The organism is Lentzea alba, from assembly GCF_011067745.1.
Lineage (GTDB): Bacteria > Actinomycetota > Actinomycetes > Mycobacteriales > Pseudonocardiaceae > Lentzea > Lentzea alba.
In genome coordinates, this window is the sequence record NZ_JAAMPJ010000003.1 from 85,253 (window position 1) to 108,443 (window position 23,191).

At 67.5% G+C, this 23,191-nt stretch carries 24 protein-coding genes; 14 read left to right on the forward strand and 10 right to left on the reverse strand.

From position 1 onward, the window contains the following. Positions 1–6 precede the first annotated feature (6 nt). Positions 7–906, reverse strand: a complete 900-nt coding sequence (locus G7043_RS12790) for an anti-sigma factor RsbA family regulatory protein (protein ID WP_166045832.1) — start codon at positions 904–906, stop codon at positions 7–9. A gap of 222 nt (positions 907–1,128) precedes the next feature. On the opposite strand from G7043_RS12790, the gene G7043_RS12795 reads away from it, so the two are divergent. Then, positions 1,129–1,866 (forward strand): alpha/beta fold hydrolase, encoded by a 738-nt coding sequence (locus tag G7043_RS12795; RefSeq protein ID WP_166045833.1) that lies wholly within the window; start codon positions 1,129–1,131, stop codon positions 1,864–1,866. 6 nt (positions 1,867–1,872) lie between these two features. Here the strand turns inward: G7043_RS12795 and G7043_RS12800 are convergent, their stop codons facing one another. Further along, positions 1,873–2,412, reverse strand: coding sequence for an MOSC domain-containing protein (locus G7043_RS12800; RefSeq protein WP_166045834.1), 540 nt, complete (start codon positions 2,410–2,412; stop codon positions 1,873–1,875). Positions 2,413–2,675: 263 nt separating this feature from the next. Between G7043_RS12800 and G7043_RS12805 the strand changes: the two genes are divergently transcribed. The 8 genes from G7043_RS12805 to G7043_RS12840 all read left to right on the forward strand — a co-directional run bounded on the left by G7043_RS12805 (position 2,676) and on the right by G7043_RS12840 (position 10,749). Further along, the gene (locus tag G7043_RS12805) at positions 2,676–3,671 is read left to right on the forward strand and encodes a LacI family DNA-binding transcriptional regulator (RefSeq protein ID WP_166045835.1); all 996 of its coding nucleotides are present in this window, start codon (positions 2,676–2,678) and stop codon (positions 3,669–3,671) included. Positions 3,672–3,787: 116 nt separating this feature from the next. After that, positions 3,788–5,431: an ABC transporter substrate-binding protein gene (locus G7043_RS12810; protein ID WP_166045836.1), complete on the forward strand. Its 1,644-nt coding sequence runs from the start codon at positions 3,788–3,790 to the stop codon at positions 5,429–5,431. A 2-nt stretch (positions 5,432–5,433) separates the two neighbouring features. Then, positions 5,434–6,339, forward strand: coding sequence for an ABC transporter ATP-binding protein (locus tag G7043_RS50365; protein ID WP_166045837.1), 906 nt, complete (start codon positions 5,434–5,436; stop codon positions 6,337–6,339). Then, positions 6,336–7,316 (forward strand): ABC transporter permease, encoded by a 981-nt coding sequence (locus tag G7043_RS12820; protein ID WP_166045838.1) that lies wholly within the window; start codon positions 6,336–6,338, stop codon positions 7,314–7,316. Before G7043_RS50365 ends, G7043_RS12820 begins: the two co-directional genes overlap by 4 nt. Before the next feature lie 3 nt (positions 7,317–7,319). Further along, positions 7,320–8,138: an ABC transporter permease gene (locus G7043_RS12825; protein ID WP_313887835.1), complete on the forward strand. Its 819-nt coding sequence runs from the start codon at positions 7,320–7,322 to the stop codon at positions 8,136–8,138. Next, positions 8,135–9,091: an ABC transporter ATP-binding protein gene (locus G7043_RS12830; RefSeq protein ID WP_166045839.1), complete on the forward strand. Its 957-nt coding sequence runs from the start codon at positions 8,135–8,137 to the stop codon at positions 9,089–9,091. The genes G7043_RS12825 and G7043_RS12830 overlap by 4 nt, the downstream gene beginning before the upstream one ends. 190 nt (positions 9,092–9,281) lie before the next feature. Then, positions 9,282–10,535: a lysine N(6)-hydroxylase/L-ornithine N(5)-oxygenase family protein gene (locus G7043_RS12835; protein WP_166045840.1), complete on the forward strand. Its 1,254-nt coding sequence runs from the start codon at positions 9,282–9,284 to the stop codon at positions 10,533–10,535. 19 nt (positions 10,536–10,554) lie between these two features. Next, entirely contained in the window at positions 10,555–10,749 is a 195-nt protein-coding gene (locus tag G7043_RS12840; protein ID WP_166045841.1) for an MbtH family protein, read from the forward strand. On the opposite strand, the gene G7043_RS12845 is transcribed toward G7043_RS12840, so the two are convergent. Together G7043_RS12845 and G7043_RS12850 are read right to left on the reverse strand one after the other, a co-directional pair. Beyond that, positions 10,739–11,419 (reverse strand): SDR family oxidoreductase, encoded by a 681-nt coding sequence (locus tag G7043_RS12845; protein ID WP_166045842.1) that lies wholly within the window; start codon positions 11,417–11,419, stop codon positions 10,739–10,741. The genes G7043_RS12840 and G7043_RS12845 overlap by 11 nt on opposite strands. Beyond that, positions 11,416–12,234 (reverse strand): hypothetical protein, encoded by an 819-nt coding sequence (locus G7043_RS12850; protein WP_166045843.1) that lies wholly within the window; start codon positions 12,232–12,234, stop codon positions 11,416–11,418. Before G7043_RS12850 ends, G7043_RS12845 begins: the two co-directional genes overlap by 4 nt. Positions 12,235–12,299: 65 nt before the next feature. On the opposite strand from G7043_RS12850, the gene G7043_RS12855 reads away from it, so the two are divergent. Genes G7043_RS12855 through G7043_RS12865 form a run of 3 tightly spaced genes read left to right on the forward strand, consistent with a single transcriptional unit; the run spans position 12,300 to position 14,193 of the window. Next, positions 12,300–12,665: a GntR family transcriptional regulator gene (locus G7043_RS12855; protein WP_166045844.1), complete on the forward strand. Its 366-nt coding sequence runs from the start codon at positions 12,300–12,302 to the stop codon at positions 12,663–12,665. Then, positions 12,665–13,540, forward strand: a complete 876-nt coding sequence (locus G7043_RS12860) for an ATP-binding cassette domain-containing protein (protein WP_166045845.1) — start codon at positions 12,665–12,667, stop codon at positions 13,538–13,540. The genes G7043_RS12855 and G7043_RS12860 overlap by 1 nt, the downstream gene beginning before the upstream one ends. 14 nt (positions 13,541–13,554) lie before the next feature. Beyond that, positions 13,555–14,193, forward strand: coding sequence for a hypothetical protein (locus G7043_RS12865; protein WP_166045846.1), 639 nt, complete (start codon positions 13,555–13,557; stop codon positions 14,191–14,193). Between the two features lie 3 nt (positions 14,194–14,196). Here the strand turns inward: G7043_RS12865 and G7043_RS12870 are convergent, their stop codons facing one another. The 3 genes from G7043_RS12870 to G7043_RS12880 form a co-directional block, all read right to left on the reverse strand. Continuing rightward, entirely contained in the window at positions 14,197–14,670 is a 474-nt protein-coding gene (locus G7043_RS12870; protein WP_166045847.1) for a hypothetical protein, read from the reverse strand. Next, a complete protein-coding gene (locus tag G7043_RS12875) occupies positions 14,643–15,482 on the reverse strand; it encodes a DUF1996 domain-containing protein (RefSeq protein WP_166045848.1) in 840 nt (279 codons plus the stop codon). The genes G7043_RS12870 and G7043_RS12875 overlap by 28 nt, the downstream gene beginning before the upstream one ends. Positions 15,483–15,598: 116 nt before the next feature. Then, entirely contained in the window at positions 15,599–17,527 is a 1,929-nt protein-coding gene (locus G7043_RS12880; protein ID WP_166045849.1) for an endo-beta-N-acetylglucosaminidase, read from the reverse strand. 249 nt (positions 17,528–17,776) lie between these two features. On the opposite strand from G7043_RS12880, the gene G7043_RS12885 reads away from it, so the two are divergent. Next, the gene (locus G7043_RS12885) at positions 17,777–18,610 is read left to right on the forward strand and encodes a dienelactone hydrolase family protein (RefSeq protein WP_390827116.1); all 834 of its coding nucleotides are present in this window, start codon (positions 17,777–17,779) and stop codon (positions 18,608–18,610) included. 119 nt (positions 18,611–18,729) lie between these two features. Here G7043_RS12885 and G7043_RS12890 read toward each other — a convergent pair whose 3' ends face one another. Continuing rightward, positions 18,730–19,164: a VOC family protein gene (locus tag G7043_RS12890; protein ID WP_166045851.1), complete on the reverse strand. Its 435-nt coding sequence runs from the start codon at positions 19,162–19,164 to the stop codon at positions 18,730–18,732. Between the two features lie 55 nt (positions 19,165–19,219). Here G7043_RS12890 and G7043_RS12895 point away from each other — a divergent pair, with 55 nt between their 5' ends. Further along, the gene (locus tag G7043_RS12895) at positions 19,220–19,858 is read left to right on the forward strand and encodes a TetR/AcrR family transcriptional regulator (protein WP_166045852.1); all 639 of its coding nucleotides are present in this window, start codon (positions 19,220–19,222) and stop codon (positions 19,856–19,858) included. Here G7043_RS12895 and G7043_RS12900 read toward each other — a convergent pair. Beyond that, positions 19,849–22,371, reverse strand: coding sequence for an ABC transporter permease (locus G7043_RS12900; protein WP_166045853.1), 2,523 nt, complete (start codon positions 22,369–22,371; stop codon positions 19,849–19,851). The two genes, G7043_RS12895 and G7043_RS12900, sit on opposite strands and share 10 nt — an antisense overlap. Then, complete coding sequence (locus G7043_RS12905) at positions 22,364–23,137, reverse strand: ABC transporter ATP-binding protein (protein ID WP_390827113.1); 774 nt, start codon at positions 23,135–23,137, stop codon at positions 22,364–22,366. The genes G7043_RS12900 and G7043_RS12905 overlap by 8 nt, the downstream gene beginning before the upstream one ends. Positions 23,138–23,191: the final 54 nt, after the last annotated feature.

Genomic DNA, 23,191 nt, shown 5'->3' on the forward strand with positions numbered 1-23,191 from the left:
GACTCTCTACCGGCCTAAGTACACTCGAACGGTGGTACCGGTGTGACTCGTGTGGGTGCGAACCAGGTCACACAACAGGTTCACCATCACGATTCCGAAGCCGGACAGGCCGGTGAACGAGTGTGGAAACCCCGTGCCGGAGTCGCTCACTTCACACACGGCGGTGTCGCCTTCACGCCACATCCGCAGCACTCCGCGCCCGGACGCGTGCAGGATGCTGTTGGTCGCGAGCTCGTTCACGGCGAGGACCAGATCCTCGACCTGCTGGCGGCGCAACCACGTCGCATACGCCGACACGAGCTTGCGCATGTGCGCGAGCGTGCCGACGGAGAAGGTGTGCTCCTCGGCCGTCGCCGGCGGCGGGGGCAACGGCACGTTGTAGACGTCGGCCAGACTGGCCGGGTCGGTGTAGCACTCGCTCGCGATCCGTTTGGCACCGTCGATCAGGACCGGGTGCGTGCGCCGGGCGTCCTCCAGCATGTGGTCCGGCAGCGAAGTGGCGTCGTAAAGACACAACAGGGTGCCGTTGCGTCCCTCGAACGCCGTGTTGATCAACGCCTCATGCTGCACGCACGCCGGGTACTCGAGCTCGGTGCGTCCGGGCCACACCGGCTCGCCCACCATCCGCACCCGGCTCTGCGGAGCGCTCGCGCTGAACGCCATCAGCACGCCGGGAATGATCCGGCCCGGATTGCGGCCCGCCTCGATCATGTCGATGAAGTGCACGTGGTCCGCTTGGCTGCCCAGCCGCCCGCGCAGCAGAGCGATGCTCGGCTCCGGCACCGCGACCAGCACGGGCTCGCCTCTGTTCACGCCGTCCGCGACGAATCTGGTCGTACCGGAGAGGAAGTCGTCCTCGTCCCGGTAGAACAGGGCCTCGTGCGCGAACGGAGCAACGGAGTTCATCGGCGTCCCGGTGGGGTCGGTGGCGGAGGCAAGCCCTCATTCTGCTCCCCGTAACGGTGTTACGGCGGGGCCAGGCCGGTGGTTGTCAACGAACGTGAAGCTGTCAACGTCTCATCACGCTTACGGCGGAGCCCGACCGGTGCCGTCCGATGTGGATTCGGGGTGCGGCCTGGGAAAACTCCCTGCAGACTCGCACCGTCTTCAGCAGGGAGGTGACCCCCGGTGATTCCGCATCACACGCTGACCGGACCGGAAGACGCACCGGTGCTGGCACTCGGCAACGCGCTCGGCACGACCACCGACCTGTGGCGCGACTTCTCGCTCCCGTTCCGGCTCCTGCGTTTCGACCACCGCGGTCACGGTGGGAGCGCGCCGGTTCCGGGTCCGTGCACGATCGAAGCGCTGGCCACGGACGTCGTGGAGCTGTTGGACCACTTGGGACTGCGCCAGGTGTACTACTGCGGCGTCTCCCTCGGCGGCATGGTCGGCATGTGGCTCGCCGCGCACACCGACCGGATCTCCCGGCTGGCGCTGGTCTGCACCACGGCCTGGTACCCGGACAAGTCCGGTTGGGACGAAAGGATCAGCGCGGTGCGCTCGCAGGGGATGCCGGCCGTCGCGGACGCGGTGGTGTCGCGCTGGTTCACGCCGGCGTTCTCGCCCGCGGTGGTGGCCCGGTTCCGCGCCGAGCTGCTGAACGTCGACGTCGCGTCGTACCTCGCCTGTGCCGAAGCGATCCGGGACGTGGACCTGCGGCCGGACCTGGTGAAGATCGACGTGCCGACCGTGGTGATCGCGGCGGCGCAGGACCACGCGACGCCGCCCGAGTGCGCGCGGCACATCGCGGACGACCTGCCGGACTCGGAGCTCTACATCGTCGGGGACGCGGCACATCTGGCGGTCGTCGAGGCGCGGAGAACGATCTCGGTGATCCTCGACGACCACTTCGGCAACGACTGAGCCCGACTAGACCTTTTCCAGCGGGCGGTGTGGTTCGGCCGGCAGCTCCACACGGATCTCGTCGCCCGGACGGACGACCCCGCCCACCAGCACCACGGACATGATGCCCGCGCGCCGGACCAGCTCACCGTCGGCGCCCTTGCCCACGACCTCCTTGAGCAGCCCCTTCGAGAACCCGTCGATCTGCACGCACGGGTTGCGCAGCCCGGTCACCTCGACCACGGCCTCGGGTCCCAGGTGCAGCAACGTCCCGGTGGGCAGGCCGAGCAGGTCGATGCCGCGGGTCGTGACGTTCTCGCCGATCTGGCCCGGCTCGACCGCGTGACCCTTGTCCCGCAACTCGTCGAACAGCTCGGCGTGCATCAGGTGCACCTGTCGCAGGTTCGGCTGCGTCGGGTCCTGCGCGACCCGGGAACGGTGCTTCACCGTGACGCCCTGGTGGACGTCACCCTCGACGCCGAGCCCCGCGAGCAGGGTGATGCTCGAACGGACCGGCTTGGTGAACGTGTACTCCTCGCTGCGGCTCACTGCCGTGACAACCCCCATGCCCCTGATTGTGCACGATCAACGCCGGGGCGCCGGATGCTCCGTTCGGACCAGCGACACCGGAAAGTCGGACTCGATCAAGACACCCCAATTCCGGTCGCAAGATCAGGTCTCACCTGCGGCGATGGCCCCAGCCGTGGAAACGCTCCCACGAACTTCGGGAAAGAGCCTTGACTAAAGCTCACGAAAGGCTGTTGACTCCGTCACACCTCGTCGGAACCGGTACCGAAACCGGTTTCAGAGGCGGCGGAAGGAAGTTCGGCATGCGTGTCACGATCGCAGAGGTCGCCCAACGCGCCCAGGTGTCCAAAGCGACCGTGTCACGTGTGCTGAACGGCAAGCCGGACGTGGACGCCTCCACCGCGCAGCGCGTGCGCAAGGTCATCGACGAGATCGGGTACGTGCCCAGCGCACGTGCGGTCGGCCTGGCGCGGGGGCGCACCCGCACGGTCGGCATGCTCGCGCCGTCGCTCACCTGGCCGTGGATGGGCGAGGTGCTGCAGGGCATCGTCGACACGCTCGAAGCCGACGGGTACGGGCTGCTGCTCTACACGATCAACCGCGGGCCGGAGTCGCTGAACCAGTTCGCGAACCACGTGTCCGCCAACGCCTTCGACGGCCTGCTCGTGGTCGAGCCGCCGGACACCCTGCACTACATCTCCACGCTCTACCGGGCGGGCCTGCCGGTCGTCATGATCGACGACCGCGGCTCGCACCCGGAGTTCCCTTCGGTGACGACGACGAACCGGCAGGGAGGCGCTGATGTCGCGAGGCATCTCGTCGCGGCCGGTCGTCGCAGGTTCGCCGTCGTCACCGGACCACCGCACTTCGGGTGCACTCAGGCGAGGCTGGACGGGTTCCGGCTCGCTTTGGCGGAAGCGGGCCTGACGCTGCACCCGGACCTCATCGTCGACGGCGACTTCACCACCGAGGGTGGCGAGGTCGCCGTCGACAAGCTCATCGCGAGCGGTGTCCCGTTCGACGCCGTGTTCGCGCACAACGACCTCTCGGCGGTCGGCGTGCTGCGGGCGCTGCGCGAGGCCGGCCGGTCCGTCCCCGAGGACGTGTCCGTGGTCGGCTTCGACGACGTCCCGGTCGCGAACCACACCGAACCGCGGCTGACGACGATCCGCCAGCCCGGACAGGAGATGGGCGCCGCCGCCGCGCGCATGTTGCTCTCCACGCTCGAGGGACAGCCGATGCCCGACCACCCGCTCGTGCTGCCCACCAAGTTGATCGTGCGCGAATCCGCGCCCTGACCCACCCGCTCCACCACAACTCCACACGAACCCGTCAGGCCTCCGCAGTGGTCTGGCGAGTTCGCCGTACGCATGAGAGAGCGCTCTCATGCTTCGTCGTGTCGGGAGATTCCCCCATGCGCAGAACAATCATCGTCGCGTTGGCACTGGCGCTCGCGGCGACCGGTTGCTCCTCCGGCGGCGCTACCAAGGCCACCGGAGTGTTGACCGTGGGCATGCCCAACGGGCCGCTGACCGAGAACCACAACCCGTTCCTGCCCACGTCGGCGGCGGGTTCGCTCGGCTACCGCTACCAGATCTACGAGCCGCTGGCGTTCGTGAACAACACGCGCCCGGCCCAGGATGCCGTGCCGTGGCTCGCGACGAAGTGGGACTGGACGGACAACTACCAGAAGGTCACCTTCACGATCCGGGAGAACGTGAAGTGGTCCGACGGCAAGCCGCTCACGGCCGCTGACGTCGCCTTCTCGTACGAGATCCTCAAGAAGTGGCCGGCGCTCAACAACCGCGACTCGCTCAAGGTCGAGACCGCGACGGCGACGCCGGACGGCAAGGTCGAGGTCACGTTCGCCTCGCCGCAGTTCGTGAACCGCAACAAGGTCATCAGCGCGATGGTGGTTCCCCAGCACGTCTGGAGCGCTGTCCCGGACCCGACGACCTACACGAACCCCAACCCCGTCGGCACGGGTCCGTACCAGCTGAAGTCGTTCACCTCGCAGACCGTCACGATCGCGCGGCGCACCGAGTACTGGCAGGACCTGCCCAAGGTGCCGGAGATCCAGTACACCTCGTACAACGACAACACGGCGCAGACCACCGCGCTGGCGTCGGGCGCGAGCCAGTGGTCGTACGTCTTCATCCCGGACTACCAAAAGCTTTACGTCGACAAGGACCCGGCCCACCACAAGCTGTGGTTCCCCGCCGGGCTCGGCATCCACGGCCTGTGGCTCAACACCACGGTCGCGCCGTTCGACAACCCGGCCCTGCGCGCGGCGATGAGCGACGTGATCGACCGCGAGGCGATCTTCGTCCGCGGGGAGGCGCGGCTGTTCCCGAAGCTGGAGTCGCCCACCGGCATGCCGTTGCCCGCCGGTGACTCGTTCCTCGCGCCCGAGTACAAGGACGCGCGGTTCAAGGTCGACGTCGACAAGGCCAAGCAGAAGCTGACCGCGGCCGGGTTCACGCTGGACGGTGGCGTGCTCAAGGCGCCCGGTGGCAAACCGGTGACGATCGAGCTGACCAACCCCTCCGGCTGGTCGGACTACCTGACGGTGCTCGACATCATCAAGAGCGACCTGAAGAAGATCGGCATCGAGGCGACCGTGCGCACGCAGACCGCGGACGCGTGGACGACCGACTTCGCGAACGGCGCGTTCCAGGGCTCGTTGCGCTGGACCAACACCGGCGCGACGCCGTACGAGATGTACCAGAACATCATGGACGGCGCGGAGATCAAACCGATCGGGCAGACCGCGGCGGTGAACTTCGGCCGTTACAACAACCCCGCGGCGACGGCGGCGCTGGCCGAGTACGCGAACGCCGCCGACGACGCGACGCGGGCTCGCAGCCTCGCGGTGCTGCAGAAGATCATGGTCGAGCAGGTGCCGATGATCCCGACCTCGGCGGGCCCGATCGGGGCGGAGTACAGCACGAAGAACTGGGTCGGCTGGCCTTCTGACGAGGACCCGTACGGTCCGCCGCAGGCGACCCTGCCCAACGCCCTGCAGATCGTCATGAAGCTGAAGCCCGCGGGGTCGTAGACGTGAACGAGGTCGCGCTGGAAGCGAAGGGTCTGGTCAAGACCTACAAGCGCGTGCGCGCGGTGCAGGACGTCTCCATCGTCCTGCGCCGCGGGCGCGTGACCGCCCTCGTCGGCGAGTCGGGATCGGGCAAGTCGACGGTGGCGAAGCTGCTGGCGCGACTGGTGGAGCCGACCGCGGGAGAGATCCTGCTGGACGGCGAGAAGGTGCGCAGGGTCCGGGAGTACCGGCGCAAGGTCCAGATGGTGTTCCAGGACCCGTTCGCCTCGCTCAACCCGATCCACACGATCCGCTACCACCTGACCCGGCCGCTGAAGATCCACAAGCGGCCGGAGACGGTGGAGCAGCTGCTGGAACGGGTGCATCTGCCCGCCGACTTCGCCGCGCGGTACCCGCACGAGCTGTCGGGCGGTCAACGGCAGCGCGTGGCGATCGCGCGAGCGCTGGCGGCACACCCCGAGGTGCTGCTCGCCGACGAACCGGTGTCCATGTTGGACGTCTCCATCCGGCTCGGCGTGCTGAACCTGTTGCTGGACCTGAAGGAACGGCTCAAGCTAGCGGTCCTCTACATCACGCACGACATCGCGTCGGCGCGCTACTTCGCGGACGAGACGTTCGTGATGTACGGCGGGCAGATCGTCGAGGGCGGTGACAGCGAGACCGTGACGCAGCGGCCGGCACACCCGTACACGCAGCTGCTGATCGAGTCCGCGCCCGATCCGGAACGGTCCGTGGTCGCGCTGGACGCCCCGCCGGAGGAGGTCGCGGCGGTGTCCGCGGGGTGCCGGTTCGCGCCGCGCTGCCCGAAGGTGCAGTCGCGGTGCTGGACCGACGCGCCACCACGCACCGAGGTCGACTCCTCCGGGCACTGGGCGGCGTGCTGGCTCTACGTGGAGGCGGCGGCATGACGTTCCTGGTGCGCCGCGCGCTGTTCTACCTGGTCACGTTGTGGGCGGCGATCACGGTGAACTTCCTGCTGCCGCGCCTGCTGCCGGGCGACCCGGTGCAGGCGATGATCACCAAGCTCGGCGGCAGGTTGAACAGCGACGCCATGGCCTCGCTGTACGTCCTGTTCGGACTGGACGACAAGAAGTCGATCTGGCAGCAGTACGTCGACTACTGGGGTTCGCTGCTGCGCGGTGACCTCGGGCTGTCGTTCACGTTCTTCCCGACGCCGGTCGCCGACGTGCTCTCGCAGTCGTTGCCGTGGACGCTCGGACTGGTCGGCGTCACCACGGTCATCGCGTTCCTGTTGGGCACGCTGATGGGCGTGTACGCGGGGTGGAAACGCGGTTCGTGGATGGACTCGCTCATCCCGGTGACGACGTTCCTGTCGTCGATCCCGTACTTCTGGCTCGGGCTGATCGCGATCTCGGTGTTCTCCGTGACGTGGCCGCTGTTCCCGGCGTCCGGCGGGTACGCGGCCGGGCTGGTGCCGGAGTGGTCCGGTGAGTTCATCGGCAGCGTCCTGCAGCACGCCGTGCTGCCCGGCATCACGATCGTGGTGAGCTCGGTGGCCGGCTGGATCCTGGGCATGCGCAACATGATGGTGACCGTCACGGCTGAGGACTACGTGCTGGTCGCGCGGGCCAAGGGCCTGTCGCAGCGGCGGATCATGTTCGCCTACGCCGCGCGCAATGCCGTGCTGCCGTCGATCTCCGGTTTCGCCCTGTCGCTGGGTTTCATCGTCGGCGGCGCGCTGCTGGTGGAGATGGTGTTCTCCTATCCCGGCCTGGGCTACGTGCTGTTCCAGGGCATCGGCGCGAAGGACTACCCGTTGATGCAGGGCGTGTTCCTGGTGATCACACTGGCGGTGCTGGTGGCGAACCTGCTCGCGGACGTCGGCTACCTGCTGCTCGACCCGCGCACGCGGCGGGAGGGCTGATTCGTGAACTTCAAAACTCGGTTGGGCTTGGGGATTCTGGCCTTCTTCGCGATCATCGCGGTGATCGGCTCGTGGATCGCGCCCTACGACCCGTCGGCGATGGGCGACGACCTGCTGTCGCCGCCGTCGGGCGCGCACTGGTTCGGCACGACCATGACCGGGCAGGACATCTTCTCCCAGGTGCTCGTGGGGACCAGGGGAGTGATGGTCGTCGGGCTGGTCTGCGGTGTGCTCGCGACGGTGTTGTCCATTCTGGTCGGCGTGACCGCCGGGTTCCTCGGTGGTGCGGCCGACGAGGCGTTGTCCATGCTGTCCAACGTCTTCCTGGTGATCCCGGCGCTGCCGCTGATCATCATCGTGGCCTCGATGCTGCCGTCCGCGGACACCGTGCTGATCGCGGCGGTGATCTCGCTGACCGCGTGGGCGTGGGGTGCGCGGGTGCTGCGCGCGCAGACGATGTCGTTGCGGCGGCGTGACTTCGTGGAGGCTGCGCGGGCGTCCGGTGAGTCGACCTGGCGCATCATCGTGTTCGAGGTGCTGCCGAACCTGATGGCGGTGATCGCTTCTGGGTTCGTCGGCACGGTGATCTTCGCGGTGATGCTGCAGATCACCCTGTCGTTCGTTGGTGTCGTGTCGTTGTCGACGTGGAACTGGGGGACGATCCTGTTTTGGGCGCAGAGCAACCAGGCGCTTGGCCAGGGTGCCTGGTGGTGGTTCGTTCCTGCTGGGCTGTGCATCGCGTTGCTCGGCACGGCGCTGGCGCTGATCAACTTCGGGATTGACGAGTATGCGAATCCTCGGTTGCGGAAGGTGCGCGCATGAGTCCGGTGCTGGAGATTCGTGATCTCTCGGTGGATTACGGTTCGTTGCGGGCCGTGCACGGCGTTTCGTTGTCGTTGGGGGCGGGCGAGGTTCTCGGGCTGGCTGGGGAGAGTGGGAGCGGGAAGTCCACTTTGGCCTATGCGGCTACTCGGTTGTTGCAGGCGCCTGGGCGGGTGTCGGCCGGGGAGGTGTTGTTCAAGGGGCAGGACCTGCTGGGGCTTTCCGAGCAGCAGTTGCGGGTGCTGCGGTGGAACGAGATCGCTATCGTGTTTCAGGGGGCGATGAACGCGCTGAACCCCGTCATTTCGGTTGGTGCGCAGATCGATGACGTGTTGCGGGCTCATCGGCCTGGGATGAGGCGGGCGGAGCGGACTGCTCGCGGCCGGGAGTTGTTGTCGCTGGTGGGTATTCCGGTTGATCGGCTTGGTTCTTACCCGCATCAGTTGTCCGGGGGCATGCGGCAGCGGGTGATGATTGCGATGGCGCTGGCGTTGGAGCCCGAGATCGTGATCATGGATGAGCCGACCACCGCGTTGGACGTGGTGGTGCAGAGGCAGATTCTTGGGCAGATGATGCGGCTGCGGGTGACGTTGGGCTTCTCGGTCATCTTCATCACGCATGACATTTCGTTGCTGGTCGAGTTTTCGGATCGGATTGCGATCATGTACGGGGGGCGGGTGGTGGAGGAGGCTCCGGCTTCGGAGATCTACCGGGCGGCTCGGCATCCCTACAGCCAGGGGTTGTTGGCGTCGTTTCCGGCGTTGCGCGGGGCTCGGCGGGAGCTGCGCGGCATCCCCGGCTCGCCGCCGGATTTGCGGTCCATGCCTTCCGGGTGCCCGTTCCACCCGCGCTGCCCGTCGCCGATGGACGTCTGCGGGGAGCGGATGCCCTCGTTGGAACCGGTCGAGGTCAGTCGGCGGGTGGCTTGCTGGTTGGAGGGCGTGCGGGTCTGAGGTGATTGCGATCCGCGACTCGTGCGGGTGGTCACCTTGCGAGACGCGTCGGCGGTGGCTTGAGGGTTGCTCGCGTTTCGGCGGTTTCTGGTGCAGCGGCGTAGATCACGTCCGAATGCACTAGCTAAGGTATGCCTTAGTTAAGTTAGGGTTACTTTACGCTGCCTGGGAGTGCCTGGAGAGGATCGCGATGGAACCGGTGTTAGACCTGGCCGGAATCGGCTTCGGGCCGTCCAACCTCGCTCTCGCGATCGCGGTGGAGGAGCACGCGTTGCCTGTTCGGGCGCGGTTCTTCGAGCGGCAGGCTCGGTTCGGGTGGCATCGGGGGATGTTGCTCGAGGACGCGACCATGCAGGTGTCGTTCCTCAAGGACCTTGTCACGCTGCGCAACCCGACCAGCACGTTCAGCTTCCTCTGTTATCTGAGGGATCGGGGGCGGTTGATCGACTTCGTCAACCACAAGAACCTGTTTCCGCTGCGCAAGGAGTTCCACGACTACTTCGAGTGGGCTGCTGAGCGGGTTGCGCATCATGTTTCGTACGGGGCTGCGGTCAGCCGGGTTCGGGCTGATGGTGACGGGTTCGAGGTCGAGGTGGGGGAGGAGTCGGTTCGGGCTCGCAACCTCGTGTTGGCCACTGGGCTGGAGGCGAACCTGCCGGAGGGGATCGAGGCGGGCGAGCGGATCTGGCACAACAAGGATTTGCTGACGAAGGTCGAGGGGTTGAAGGACCCCCGGCACGTCGTGGTGGTGGGGGCCGGGCAGAGTGCGGCGGAGGCGGTGGCGTTCTTCCACGACCGGTTCCCCGAGGTTGAGGTGCACGGGGTGTTTGCGCGGTACGGGTACAGCCCGGCTGACGACAGCCCGTTTGCGAACCGGATCTTCGATCCGGCGGCGGTGGATGATTTTTATGCCGCGCCGGAGGACGTCAAGCGGAAGTTGATGGGGTATCACGCCAACACGAACTACGGCGTGGTGGACCAGGATCTGATCGAGGAGCTGTACCGGCGGGTCTACCGGGAGAAGGTGGTGGGGAGGCAGCGGTTGTTGCTGCACAACACCTCTCGGTTGACGGAGGTGAACTCGGACGGCAAGTGCGTGATCGAGTCGTTGGCCGATGGGGGGCAGTTGCCGGTTGATGCCGATGTGATCGTGTATGCGACCGGGTATCGGCCCGCGAATCCCGTGGGGTTGCTCGGTGAGGTGGCGGACGCTTGTGAGCGGGATGAGCGCGGGCGGTTGAAGGTCACGCGGGACTACCGGGTGGTCACTACCAAGGACGTTCGGGGCGGGATCTACCTGCAGGGCGGGACCGAGCACACGCACGGCATCACGTCGTCGCTGTTGTCCAACACGGCGGTGCGGGTGGGGGAGATTCTCGAGTCGATTCTGCGGCGGCCGGTGGTGGGGGCCGAGTCGGTGTCGGCGCTTCAGGCTGTCAAGTAGTGGTGAGGAAGGAAAAGACATGACCAACCCGTTCGAGGACCCGCAGGGCCGTTTCTTCGTGCTGGTCAACGAAGAGCAGCAGCACTCGCTGTGGCCGACCTTCGCGGAGGTGCCCGCCGGGTGGAGCAAGGTGTTCGGTGAGGAGAGCCGCGAGGCCTGCCTGGCGTACGTGGAGGAGAACTGGACGGACCTGCGTCCGGCGTCTATCCGGTGAGGTAGTCCGCGAAGGTTCGGTTGCCGACCGCGCGGGCTGGAGTCAGGTTTCCGCCCGCGCGGTAGGCGCGGTAGGTGGCTCCCGGGGCCTTCAGTGTGACCAGTTTGCGGGATTTTGCCGTGGCGGTCAGGTAGGTGCGGGCGAAGGCGGTGGCTTCCTGGATTTCCGGGCCGCCCAGTTCCGGGGCCGTGCCGGTGGGAGCCGATTGGGCCAGCGTTGCCAGTTCCAGGGCGACCTCGGCTTCGTCGATCGGTTGGAAGGCGAAGCCGGGGACTGGCATCAGCGGCAGCTTGGAGAGGTTGTCGAACATCTTGCGCAGCAACGAGTGGAACTGGGTGGCGCGCAGGATCGTGTGAGGCACGCCGGAAGCTGTGATCAACCGCTCGGCCGCGTGCTTTTGGCGGTAGTAGGGGAGCGGGACCCTGTCGCAGCCGACGATCGAGATGTAGACCAGGTACGCGGGTCGGGCCGCCAGTACTGCTTTGGTCATGGCCACCTCGTGCCGGAACGACGTTGCGCAGTGCACGATCACGTCTGCTCGTAGAGCGCCCAAGCCGGTGCCGCGCAACAGGTCTGTGCCCGTGGAGCGGGAGACCGGTTTGGCGCCGGGGAGTGCGGCCACCACGTGTTTGCCCAGGGCGCCGGTACCGCCGGTGACTACGAAGGTCATACCTCCACCCTGACACGGTGGTAGTAGGCGAGCACGACGGTGCCGGAGACCGCGGCGATCGCGCTGACGATCAGGCCTGCCTGGGTCAGGCCGCTCATGCCGGTGCCCTCGCCGACGAGTTTGATGCCGATCCAGGCGGCGACGATCGGGTTGACGACGGTCTGGCCGGCCACGACGAGGTCGGGTGGGCCGGCGGCGTAGCCGAGCTGGATGAACCAGGCGCCGACCAGGAACGCGGTGGCCAGGCTGATCAGCGACACCCACTCGATCACGGGCAGGGCTGTGGTGACGTCTCGGACCAGGACGGCCACCAGGCCGTAGAGGATGCCGGCGCCCGCCGCCAACGCCAGTGAACGGACCGTGCCCGTGGTGAACGTGGCCGCGACCGTGCAGACCAGGACGCCTGCCACGACCAGTTGGCCCGCTTGCAGCGCAACCTTCGGGGAGACGTCGGTGGGCACGGCTTCGCCCGCGGTGATGGACACGAAGACGACGATTCCGGCGGTGGCCACGAGCACCGCGATCGCCAGGAGGCTCGTGACGCGGCGGGTCCTGGCCACGGCGATGATCGGGATGGCCAGTGCGTTCAGCGGGGCGACCACGGAGACCGGGGCCAGGGACAGGGCGATGATCTGCAGGACCGCGCACGCGAAGAGCACCAGGAAGCCGTAGACCCAGCGGCGGGACGACACCAGGCGGTGCGCCGAGGTCAGTTTCAGCTCGGGCAGCTCCCGGATGCCGGCGTGCTGCCACATCGCGCCGAGTGCGCTGCACGCGGCGGCTAGCACCGCGCACAGGATCGCGACCCCGACCACGTGGTCAATGCTACCGCGCCACTGCTATGGTTCATTACATGAGTAACGAACCAAGGAAGTAAGCGATGTTCGACGACCGGAGCCCGATCTACCGCCAGATCGCCGACCGGATCAAGGCGGACGTTCTCAGCGGGGCGTTGAAGGCGGACGAGCAGGTCATGTCGACCAACCAGTACGCCGCGTACTACCGGATCAACCCGGCGACGGCCGCGAAGGCCTTTCAGCAGCTCGTGGACGAGCAGGTGCTCTACAAGAAGAGGGGGATCGGGATGTTCGTGAGCACTCAGGCTCGGGACATGCTGCGGGCACAGGGGAGGGAGACCTTCTTCGGTGAGGTCGTGGATCCGATGGTCGCGGAGGCGCGCGCCATCGGCATTCCGCTCGCCGAGGTCGTCCGCCGGATCGAGCAGCACGAGAAGGGGGAGGTGTGATGCGCGTCGACGTGCAGGGCTTAACAGTGCGCTACGGCTCGGTGACGGCTGTCGACGATATGAGCTTCTCGTTGTCCGGCAACAAGATCTACGGACTGCTCGGGCGCAACGGGTCGGGCAAGACCAGCCTGATGTCCGCCCTGGCCGGTTATCGCAAGCCGGCCGGCTCGGTGCTGCTCGACGGCGAGCCGGTCTTCGAGAACGCCGCCGCGATGCGGCAGGTGTGCTTGGTGCGTCACATGTCCGATGCCGCGGGCAAGGGCGACAAGGTGTCGCACGTCCTCGAGTACGGGGCCGCGTGGCGGGACACGTGGGACAACGCCTACGCGCTCGAACTGACCGACCTGCTCGGGATCTCCCTGAAGACCAAGGTCGGTGCGTTGTCGCTGGGACAGGGGTCCGCTCTGGGCGTGGTCGTCGGGCTCGCCAGCCGGTCGCCGCTGACGATGCTCGACGAGTCGCACGTCGGGATGGACACGCCCACCCGGTATGCGTTCTACGACGCGCTGCTCAACGACTTCATGGCCCACCCGCGCACGATCATCATCTCGACCCACCTCATCGAGGAGCTCGCCTCGCTGCTGGAGGAGGTCGTGATCATCGACAGCGGCCGGCTCGTGTTGCAGGAGGAGGCGGACGTGCTGCGCTCGCGCGGCACCGAGGTCACCGGGAACGCCTCGGACGTCGACGAGTTCACCCTCGGGCTGACCGTGCTGGGCGAGAAGTCGCTGGGGCGCACCAAGGCCGCGATGGTCTACGGCACGCTGGACGACTCGCAGCTGATCCGGGCCCGTCAGCTCGGGCTGGAGCTCGGGCCGATCGCGTTGCAGGACCTGTTCGTCCACCTCACCGAACCGGTCGGAGGCAAGCGGTGAAGGTCTTCCGGCACTTGACCACGACGCTGGTGGCGTACGGCGCGATCGTCGCCGCCTGCGTTTTCCTGGCGGTCCTCGCCGCCACGTTCACCCTCTCGCTGTTCGCCGACATCGTGTTCAGCGGGTGGATGATGGTCAGCGTGCAGATCGCGCGCTGGTTCGTGCTCTGGGTGGGGGTGTACGTCATCCACAACGTGCTGCCGATCGCGATCGCGCACGGCCGCACCCGCCGTGAGTTCCTGGCCGCGGCGACCGGTTTCAGCGCGGTCTTCGCCGTCGCGATGTCGGTGCTGGCGTGGCTCGGGTTCCTCGTCGAAGACAGCGTCTACGACGTGATGGGCTGGCGGAACCACCCGCACGGGTCGCTGCTCGCGTACACCCTGATGTTCGCGGTGTGGTGCGGGGTCGGCATGTTCGTGACCGCGGCGTTCGACCGGTGGGGCTATGGCGGGGCGCTCACCCTGCCCGTCGGTCTGGCGCTGGTGGCCGTGCCGGGGATCACCATGCCGGGCACCGACGACCTGCCCGTCTTCCGGGACGCCCCGGAGTTGCTCGGCGAGGGCTGGCACGTGGTGTCGGTGTTCGCGTGGATGATCACCATGGCCCTCACGTGGGCGGTCGCGCGGGCCATGCCGGTGCGCACCCGGACCTGACGGTCACCCGGCGCCGAGCTCGGTGGTGCGGTGGCGTTCCATCAGCTCGACCACGTCGGCGGTCGGCGGGTGGGTGATCGCGGCACCGGCCGAGCGCAGGACCTCCAGCGACTCGGTGAGATGGGCGTGCACGAACTGCTTGAGCGCGTCCGGGCTGGTCGACGCGAGCGCGATCTCGGCATCCGTCGGCATGCCCGGCATGTCGTGGCCCGCGTGGTGGTTGACGTACGGCGCGTCGAGCAGTTTCCGCAACTCGGTGAGCTCGGTTCTGCGGTTCTCGATCAGCGCCGGGTCACCGCCGAGCTCGACCAGTTTCAACGCCTGTTCGTCGGTCGCGATCGCCAGCTCGACGAACGCGCGTTCCGTTGCGCCGTAACCGTTCGGGACGGGCGGTGGGGGAGGGGGTTCCTGCTGGCAGGCCGAGAGAAGGCCTGCCAGCAGGACCACGATCAGCCGTGGTTTCCGGCGTGATCGCATTTCATCACCACGTTGATGCAGTTGCGGACGCGGCGTTCCATCTCGGCGCGCGGCCACACGTTGAAGAAGTCGCCGTGCATCGTCTGCCCGGTGCCCGACGACAGGCGCAGCCCCGCGGTGCTGCCGTTGACCGGATACCGCAGGACCATCCTGAGCTTCGGCACGGAGACCGGGTGCGAGGACGGACATCCACCGGCCACGGGGTAGGACATGTGCGACCTGTGGTCGGCCGAGTCGAGGTTGCGGCCGTCCCAGCACTGCGGGAAGTCCAGGTACGTCTCCAGCATCGTGCCCGCCGGGCACACCACGAAGTTCTTGGACGGGTTGACGTGCCCGGCGTGCAGGCACGACCAGCGCGCGATGCTGTCGTGGTCACCGGTGGCCTTGGCGTTGCCGGCCACGATTTTGAGCCCGTACGGCGTCGGCTGGATCGCCGCCGGGTTGTTCACCCCCTCACCCAGGTAGTAGAAGGTGACCCCGGTCGGGGCGATCGCGGTGTTGTTCCGGTACAGCGTCGGCACCCAGTACGACGAGATGTCCGCGACCGGGTTGCAGTTGCCGGTCTGCCCCTCCAGCGACTGCGGGGTGGTCGAGCGTGCGTTCGTCGAGTGGTTGCCGAAGAAGTCGTGCGAGTGGGACGCACCGGCCAGGTTCGGCAGGACGATCGGGTCGTCCGGCAGGCGATGGCTGATGGGACACTCCGCGAGGAACTCGGCTACTCGCACCGGTTCCCCTTGCGCCGCAACAGGAATGCTCAGCGCGGCGGCGATCAGTCCGATGATGGCGCTGAAGTGCAGGACAGGCTTCCTCATTGAAGCTTTCCTCTCCGCAGCAGGATTGGGAGAGCGCTCTCACGCAGGTCGAGCATGGCGCAGACCGCGATCGGCCGTCAATCCGAAAGAAACGTTCAGAAGTTCCGGTTTCTCGGTCAGGGTGTTCCGGTGATCGCCACGCGGGCGGGTGGTGAGACGTCGAACGCCTCGGTGACCGCCTCGATCTCGATCTGCGCGGTCTCGCCGGGGTTCAGCGGAATCGCGGGCACGAAGTACGCGTCGTTCGTGGTGCCGCCGAGGAAGATCCGCTCGGTCCCGGTCCACTTGTAGACCCGGTACTGCCGGACCGCGCCGGCCGAGCGCGTCCAGGTGAGCCGTGCCGACATCGTTGTCGCGTTGGTGCGGCTCACCTGCTCGACCCGCACGTTCGACGGTGCCACCGGCGGCGTCAGGACCGGGTTCGTGACCCCGATCCGGCCGATCAGCGCGGTGACCGCGGCGCCGGGCAGCACCCGCAGCGAGATCTCGGTGAGGGTCGACCCGGAGTGCTCGCCGAGCGGGAACACGCTGCGCCGCCACGCCCCTGACACCCCGCCGAGGTCCAGGACCTTCTCCACGGTCCCGAACCGCAGCACGGCCTGCAGCCGCGACGGACCGGTGCCGGTGCGGTGGACGATCTCGAACTGGCTGTCGCCGGTCAGCTTCAGCGACGTCGCGAACAGCTTGACGTCGTTGGAGGACAGCGGCGTACCGGTGATCTTGAGCGCGGTGCCGCCGTCGTACGGGTCGTCCCAGTCCAGCGAAGGCGTCACCTTCGGGCCCGTGCCGGTGACGCTCCACCGCCAGGTCGGCAGCACGTCCTGCAGCGACAGGTTGTTCCACACCTGGGACGACCGCAGGATCCCGTTGACCGCGAACTTCCTGCCGTGGCCGGTGTTGAAGTTCGTCACGAACGGCAGCGAGGTGATCGGCGTCAGCTCGGTGACGTAGTGCGCGACGCCCTTCCAGTTCGCCGTCGTCGTGGTGTTCGCCGGGTCACCGTTGGGGCCCACCCAGAACCTGTTGTCCCTGGCGTAGAAGTCGGCCGGGCTCGACGCGGACTTGAAAGTCCACTCCGGACGGTAGAAGCCGAGCGACGTGGTGTGCGGCTTGCCCTCGGGGAACACCGAGGCCCAGCCGACGCTCGTGTTGTAACCGTTCGCCTCGACGTCCACCCCGGAGGCCAGGTCGTATGGGCTGCGGCCCATCTGCTTCGCCAGCGCCGCCGAGTTCGCGAGACCCTGCGTGCTCCACCAGAAGTTCAGGAACATCTCGTCGGACTGCGCGAAGAACATCTGGTTCCGCGCGGTCAGGGCGTTCTGCCAGGAGACGCTGCCGGAGTCGGTCATCGCGTCGTACCAGATGACCCGCAGCCCGCTCTTCTTCAGGTAGACGATGAAGTCGCGCATGTCGGCGGCCAGCTGGGCGTTGCCGCCGGCGGTCTCCTGGTTGAGGAACCAGCCGTCGAACCCGTGGTGCCGCGCGACCTGGATCATCTTGTCCGCCACCGGGAACCTGTCGCCCTCGCGCCGGACGAAGTCGCGGACCCACTGGATCTGGCCGCCGTACGCGGTGGGCGGGAGGAAGACGTTGCCGATCACGCGGACACCGTTGCGGTGCGCGGCGTCGGTGACGGTCGGGTTCGGCGCGAGAATCAGGCCCTCGGATGCTGAACCGCCCCAGAACACCAGTTCGTCGATGTACTGCCAGTAGTTCGTGGCGTAGTAGTTCATGTCGAGCGAGCCCTGCGCCGGGTTGTTGCTCGTCGGCGCGTACGCCACCAGCGCCTGCACCCGCGCCTCGCCCGCGTGGGCGTGCGCGTTGGCCGGTCTGGCCGGGACGACGCGCTTCGCCAGCGGCACGGTGCTGCGGTTGTACCGGGCGTCCCGGTCCGTCGACGGATCCCAGTCGAGGATCGTGGCCGGGTGCCAGTAGGACGCGTACGGCTGGGCGGTGGCGTCAGCGGCGGACGCGGGAGACTCGGCCAGCAGACCGGTGAGAGCCGCTGTCGAGCTCAGGACGAGGAACTGTCTCCGAGTGGGCACGTGATCACCTTTGTGCGCCGTCTGATTCGCCGCATACCGCCGCTGCGGTGACTGAACCGGACGACAACGTCCCGGTCTGCTGCGGTGGGTAACCGGACTCGTCCGAGGTGACTTTCCGTCGAACGGCGTCGAAACGCTTCGGCAACCATCCGAGTGGCCGAATCCTCACGGGGCTACTGGGCGGTAGCGTGACTCTCGCCGTCGCTTTTGGTTCCCCTGCAACCAATTGAGGTGTACATCGTCGTGCGCATCAAATCTGTGCTTGCGGCGCTCGTTCTGGCGCTGATCCCGGCCACCGTCCCGGCCACCGCTACCGCGGCGGCCAACCCCTACGAACGCGGCCCGGCACCCACGGCCGCATCTGTCGAGGCCTCCCGCGGCACGTTCGCCGTGACCCAGGCCTCCGTCGCCCGTCAGTCGAACTTCGGCGGCGGCACGGTCTACACCCCGACCAGCGATCTCACGTTCGGCGCTGTCGCCGTCTCACCCGGCTTCACCGCCACGCAGTCGTCCGTCGCGCACTTCGGTCCGCGGCTGGCGTCCTACGGGTTCGTGGTGATCACCATCAACACCCTGTCCGGTTTCGACGACCCGGACAGCCGGGGCCGCCAGCTGCTCGCGGCCCTGGACTACGTGGTCCGCACCAACCCCCGCGTCGACGCCTCGCGCCTCGCCGTGATGGGGCACTCGATGGGCGGTGGCGGAGCATTGCGCGCCGCCGCGACCCGCCCCGCCCTGCAGGCCTCGATCCCGATGGCCGGCTGGCACACCACCAAGAGCTGGCCGACGGTCCAGGTGCCCACCATGGTGCTCGGCGGCCAGAACGACCCCACCGCCCCCAACTCCCAGCACTCCACGCCGTTCTACAACTCGATGACGGCCGCACCCGACAAGGCGTTCCTCGAACTGCGCGGCGGCGACCACTCGGCGCCCCGCAGTGACAACGTGACGGTCCGGAAGTACACGCTGTCGTGGCTCAAGCGTTTCGTCGACGACGACCTGCGTTACGACCAGTTCCTGTGTCCGGCCCCGGCGCCGAACACGCTCATCTCGGCGTATCGGGACACCTGCCCGCACGCCTGACCAATCGAGGCGCTGTGCCTGCTCGCGACGGTCTGGCACAGCGCCACCTCAGGCGCCCCGGCGCACATCGGGGAACAGCACGGCTGTACTGGTTACTCGTGTCAAACACAGCACAGCACTCACGTTTCTCTGGTGAACGGTCTGGGCAAGCCCTCCGGCAGTTCCAGCGGGACCGTGTAGAAGCGGACCTCGTGGCCGTCCGGATCGTGCACACCCGGCAGCACCCAGCCGACCGGCGTCCTGATGACCCCGTCGTGCTCGACTCCGTGCTCGGTGAGATGCGCCGCGAGTGCCTCGATGGCCTCCTGGCCCGGCACGCCGATGGAGAAGTAGTCGAACCCCGCCGACGCGGCCGCCTGGTCGGGGTTGAGCCGCAGCGCGAGCGGCGGTCCGCCCCTGGCGTGATCCAGGGACACTCCCATCCGCACGCCCTGCTCGACGAAGTTCACCATCAGCTCGTAGCCGAGGTTCGTCGTGTACCAGTCCAGTGACTTGTCCAGGTCGGACACGGGCAGCTTCAGGTGGTGGATGCCGTCCAGCAGCGGTGCGCTCATGATCGTTACCCCTTGGTTGCAGTGAGACTGCACTTATGCAGTTAGACTGCAACATGTGGCAGAGGACGTCAACAGGGATTTGCGAGCGGCGCGCCGGGCGGACACCGAGGTCCGCGTCATCGAGGCGGCGACCGAACTGTTCGCCGAACGCGGTTACGTCGCCACGACGCTCGCCGACGTGGCGAAACACGCGGGGGTGGGGGCCCGCACGGTGTACGTGCGGTTCGCGACCAAGGCCGTGCTGCTGCAACGCTGCCTGGACGTGGCGATCGCGGGGGACTACCACCGCGTGGCCCTGGCGGATCGCGACTGGTTCCAGCAGGCGATGAACGCGCCGACCGCCGAGGAACGCATCGCGCGCATGGCCCGCATCAGCGCGCAGCTGATGGCACGCACGGGCGCGCTCCTGCGGGTGGCACAACAGGCCGAGGCGATCGAACCGGAGATCGCCGAACGCGCGCAGGCGGCCCGCACGCAGACACATCAGGCCATCGGCGGCTTCTTCCGGAAGCTGGCCGCCGACGGCCTGATCTCGAACGAGACCGTGGACTGGGTCGCGCAGACGGGTGCGGTGCTCGGCCAGGCCGAGACCTACGTGCTGCTCACCAGGACCACGGAACAGACGATCGAGGCCTACGAGTCGTGGCTGGTGGAAACCTGGACACGACTCGTAGGACTCGAAGGTCACTCGTAGGCGATCGCGTCCAGCACGTTGAGACGCGCCGCCCGGATCGCGGGCAGGATCGCCGCGATCACCCCCACGAACGCGGCCACCACCAGGTACTGGACCATGGTGACCCAGGGGAACCCGATCTCCGAGATGCCCTGGTCCTTCAACGCCTGCACGGTCGCGAGACCCAGCGCCACGCCGACCGCGAGACCGAGCACCGCGCCGAACACCGAGATCACCACCGACTCGACGGTGATCATCCGCATCACCTGCGACCGCCGCATGCCGATCGCCCGCAGCAGACCGAGCTCACGGGTCCGCTCGATCACCGACAGCGCCAGGGTGTTGATGACGCCGAGCACGGCGATCAGGATCGCCAGCGCCAGCAGGATCTGGATCATCAGCAGGACCGTGTCGAACTGCGAGGTCGTCTGCTTCACGAACGCGCTGCGGTCCTGCACGGTGATCTCCGGGTTGTCCGCGAACAGCGGTTCGACGCGCTTCTGCACGTCCGCCGCCGACGTTCCCGGCTTCACCTGGAGGAACGCCTGACCGATCTGGTCGGACCGGAAGTCCTTGCCCGCCGACTCCGGCAGCACCAGCGCGCCCTGCAGCACCTGCGTCTTGGCCCAGACGAACGCGATGGTGAACGTCTTCGGCTCGCTCGCCTTGGCCAGTTGCAGGGTGACCTTGCTGCCGACCGACCAGCCCTTCTCGGCGGCGAGGTCTTCCGGCATCGCGATCTGGTCGTCCTTCAGCGGCGCGATGTCGCCGGTCTTCGGCTTGAGGCCGAACATCGTCTTCATCGCTGCCACGTCGGTCGGCGCGATCGCGAACAGCTGGTCGTCACCGGAGAGCACGCCGTCGGACGACCAGCCGAACGCCGAGCTCACGCCGTCGGTCTTCTCGACCTGCGTCAGGGCGTCCCGCTTGAACGTCGCCGGCTGACCCTCCATCTGGCCCTCGCCGGAGATGATCAGGTCCGTCTGGATCTGCCCGGCGGCGAGCTTCTCGATCGACTTGGTCGCCGACGTCAGCACCACGCTCACGCCGGTGATCAGCGAGATGCCGACCATCAGCGCGGCCGCGGTGATCGCGGTCCGGCGCGGGTTGCGCGCGGAGTTGCGGCGTCCCAGCAGGCCCGGCATCGACCACGACAGCAGACGCCCGATCAGCGACACCATCGGCTTGGACAGCAACGGCGTCAGCAGCGCGACACCGACGAACGCCACCAGGATGCCGCCGAAGATCAACGGCAGCGAGGCCTGGTTGAACCCGAAGCCCAGGCTCGTCCCGCCCAGTGCCGCCACCAGCGCGCCGATGATCGTGATCTTGGTGAGCGGACGGTCCGGCGTCGCCGCCTCCCGCATCGCCGCGACCGGCGCGATCCGCGACGCCCGCAGCGCCGGCATCACGGCCGCGACGACGGTGACGATCATGCCCACCGCGAACGACGAGATGATCGCCGACATCGGCACCCCGATGCCCGCGAGGTGCAGGTTGCCGCCACCGAGTGAGCTGAAGATGTTGGCCAGCAACGCACCCACGCCGATGCCCGCCCCGAGGCCGACGATCGACGCGATCAGGCCGATCACCAACGCCTCCAGCACCACGGACCCGATGACCTGGCCCCGCGAGGCGCCCATCGACCGCAGCAGCGCGAGCTCACGGGTGCGCTGGGCGACGATGATGGAGAACGTGTTGAGGATGATGAAGATGCCGACGAACAACGCGATGCCGGCGAACCCGAGCAGCACGTAGTTGAAGAACTTCAGGCCCTCGTTGATCTGGTCGGCCTGCTCCTTCGCCAGCACGGCACCGGTCTTCACGTCGTAACCGGAGCCGAGCTTGGCCGCGACGGCGTCGCGCAACGCGTCGTCCGTCGTGCCCTGGGCCGCCGTCACGGTGATCGACGAGTAGGCGTCCTTCTTACCCAGCAACAACTGTTGCGCGACCGGTTCGGTGAACGCCACCGAGAGTTCGCCGCCCAGCGAGTCACGGCCGCCCGCGTACTCGTAGATGCCGGTGATCTTGAAGGTCTTCTTGGGCTCCAGCGTGAGCAGCCCGATGTCGTCGCCCACCTTGAAACCGCCGGTCGACGCGAGATAACCGCCGACGACGACCTCGTCGTCTGCCTGAGGTGCCCTGCCCTCGCGGATCTTCTCCTGGCCGTTGCCCGTCCAGTTGCTGCCGAAGCGCGGCGACCCGGACGTGGTCATGACCTTGCCGTTCTTGCCGATCGGCCGGGCGGAACCCTGCACGTCGCCGACCGCCGACGCCACGCCCGGCACCGACTTCACGTCGGAGATCGCCTGGGGCGTCAGCAGTTCCGGCTCCTTGCCCTTCTCCGTCTTCGGCGACACCGAAACGTCCACATTGGCGAAAGCCGACGAGAACAGGTCGGTGAACGACCGCTGCAGCGTGTCGGTCAGCACGAACGAACCGGACACGAACATCACGCCCAGCACCACCGCGAGCGCGGACAGCACCAGCCGGAGCTTGCGCGACAGCAAGCTCTTGATAGTCGCCTTAAACATGGCTGCTACCACTGCGTTCGATCACTTTGGCAGAGTCGAGGTGCTTCATCGTGTCCAGAACCTCATCCGCCGACGGCGACAGCAGTTCGCGGACGATGAGGCCGTCCTTGAGGAAGATGACGCGGTCGGCGTACGAAGCGGCGTTCGGGTCGTGCGTGACCATCACGATCGTCTGCCCGAACTCGCGGGCGGACCGCTGCAGGAACCCGAGCACCTCGGCACCGGACTGCGAGTCCAGGTTGCCGGTCGGCTCGTCCGCGAACACCACGTCCGGCCGCGACACCAAGGCACGCGCACACGCCACGCGCTGCTGCTGACCGCCCGAGAGCTGCGTCGGCCGGTGGGTCAGCCTGTCCCTCAGACCCACCGTGTCGACGACGACGTCGAACCACGCCCGGTCGACCTTCTTGCCACCGATCGCCAGTGGCAGCGTGATGTTCTCCTCGGCGGTCAGCGTCGGCAGCAGGTTGAACTGCTGGAAGATGAAGCCGACCTTGTCGCGCCGCAGCTCGGTGAGCCCGCGGTCCTTCAGCCCGGTGACCTTCTTGTCACCGATCCACACCTCACCGCTGGTGACGTCGTCGAGCCCTGCGAGGCAGTGCATCAACGTCGACTTGCCCGACCCCGACGGGCCCATGATCGCGGTGAACCTGGACTTCTCCAGGTCGACGCTCACCCCCGCGAGCGCGGTCACGGCGGCATCGCCGGACCCGTAAGACTTCCACACGTCAACGGCTCTGGCCGCGACTCCATCGGACGCGCTCACTTGCAGTCCCCTCCTGTGGGTCATCGTGCGCACCATCTTCGGCGACACGGACAC